Source organism: Ectobacillus antri (assembly GCF_003852715.1).
In the GTDB taxonomy this organism is placed as follows: domain Bacteria; phylum Bacillota; class Bacilli; order Bacillales; family Bacillaceae_G; genus Ectobacillus; species Ectobacillus antri.
The window spans coordinates 1-1,293 of record NZ_RIAV01000060.1 but is presented as its reverse complement, the minus strand read 5'-3'; the positions used below and the strand labels follow the sequence as shown (position 1 = coordinate 1,293).

The following is a 1,293-nucleotide window of genomic DNA, read 5'->3' as shown; positions in this document are numbered from 1 at the left end:
TTGAAGAAGCAGTCACGAGCTTTCTGACTGAAGTCTCAGCTACGCCGGCAGCTGTGCTGCAGCGTCTCGGCATTCACTGAGCGCCGTATGTCGAAAAATTAAATCACTTATATATAGATAGGTAATGGCTAAGGCATGGCTGTAAAAACTTGAGTAAAAGGTTATACTAACCTTAGCAAAGAATACATAGCTTAGTAGATTAAAATCTAGGTTTTTACTAAGGGTAAAAAGCTGAGTAAAAGCGATAATCAGGAGTGATTATTCAAAAACCTGAGTAAAAACCTAAGTAAAGAGGGTGAGTAAAAACATGAGTAAAAGTGATAATCAAGTAGATAAAAACCTAAGTAAAACAGATAAGGTTTTCACGGTTAAAGAGGTTGCTGGAATCGTTGAGGAATCGCCACACACGATACGGAACTGGTTAAAGGAGTTAAAACACTACATTCCAGTTACAAAAAATCAGGCTGGTTACAATGTTTTTGATAATGAGGCACTCGAAAAGGTGAAAGAAATCAAGCAACTACATCGAGAACAGGGCATGGCTATCAAACAAGTAGAATACTACTTTGCGACTGGAGGGAAAGAGTTTGTTGTACCTCCAAAAAAAGAAATAGGGCATGAAATTGCTGAAGAGTTGAAGGCGTTGCGTGAGGAATTGGCAGAGGTGCGTGAGTATAATCGCCGACAAGAGGAGTTTAATCAAGCCTTGATACAGGAATTACAAAAGCAACGTGAATTTATAAAACAACGTGACGAGGGTAGAGACAAGCAACTTATGATTGCTATACGAGAGATGCAAGATACAAAAAAGCAAATTGCGAGTGTTAGAGAAAAACGCTGGTACGAGTTTTGGAAATAGAGACTAACAGACAGGGGTATTTTTATGGGTACAATTAACTTTGTTTTGCCTATACTTACGTTTTTGTTAGGGATGTTATCACAGTTTATCCTACACAAGTGGCTGTTGCCGTATGTCAATAAGTCAAAACTAAAAATATCGGTAAAAAAATATCAGTACTATATGCTGAGGCTTGACGTGATACCCTATGCAACAAAAGCTGGTATAACGCTACTATTGTCCAATAAGGGTAAGACGAGGGTAACGGTTAAATCAATGGTGTTGCAATCTGGGGAAATAGATAAAAAGATAGATTTTGATTTAATACCCCTTGGCGGGTTCTGGTGCAAAAATCTCAAAACAGTCGCAATTAATCTCTAAAGCTTGGACATACTGATACTATTACTCTAAAAAAGGGCGTGATCAGTATGGAAAAGCAAAATCTGTTCAAGTGG

The 1,293-nt window shown here is 38.1% G+C and carries 2 protein-coding genes; both read left to right on the top strand.

Annotated elements, in window-relative coordinates; translation table 11 throughout:
* The first annotated feature begins 307 nt into the window (after positions 1-307).
* A complete protein-coding gene (locus EEJ45_RS18020; RefSeq protein WP_124566125.1) occupies positions 308-859 on the top strand; it encodes a DUF3967 domain-containing protein in 552 nt (183 codons plus the stop codon).
* 24 nt (positions 860-883) lie between these two features.
* Positions 884-1,219, top strand: a complete 336-nt coding sequence (locus EEJ45_RS18015) for a hypothetical protein (protein ID WP_124566124.1) — start codon at positions 884-886, stop codon at positions 1,217-1,219.
* Positions 1,220-1,293: the final 74 nt, after the last annotated feature.